Source organism: Cupriavidus sp. SIMBA_020 (assembly GCF_046535395.1).
Taxonomy (GTDB): Bacteria; Pseudomonadota; Gammaproteobacteria; order Burkholderiales; family Burkholderiaceae; genus Cupriavidus; species Cupriavidus campinensis.
Genome location: NZ_JAWRWU010000107.1, coordinates 1 through 411 on the forward strand (window position 1 = coordinate 1; position 411 = coordinate 411).

1 protein-coding gene is annotated in these 411 nt (G+C 68.6%); it reads left to right on the forward strand.

Going from position 1 to position 411, the window contains the following annotated elements; all coding sequences use genetic code 11:
- A partial coding sequence (locus SB751_RS28365; protein ID WP_410748835.1) for an ATP-binding cassette domain-containing protein occupies window positions 1-411 on the forward strand: 411 nt, incomplete at both ends.

Consider the following 411-nt stretch of genomic DNA (forward strand, 5'->3'; position numbering starts at 1 on the left):
CGCCGCCGCCACGCCGGAACAACCGGTGCTGGAGGTGAAGGACCTGAGAAAGACCTACGTCGTCGGCCATGGCTGGCTGGGCGGCAAGCGCGAGGTGCATGCGGTCGACGGCGTCAGCTTCAGCGTGCGGCGCGGCGAGACGCTGGGCATCGTCGGCGAGTCCGGCTCGGGCAAGTCGACCATCGGCAAGTGCTTGCTCAAGCTGGTCGGCATCAACGGCGGCCAGTTGATCTTCAATGGCCAGGACATCGCCGCCATGCCACTGATCGCCATGGTCCCGGTGCTGGCCGGCGGCGATCACCACACCAGCAGCGCCGAGGACCTGCGCCACGGCCTGCAAGTGCTGGGCAGCATCGCCGTGGTGGTGGTGGGCGGGCGTTACCTGCTGCGCCCGGTGTTTCGCATCGTGGC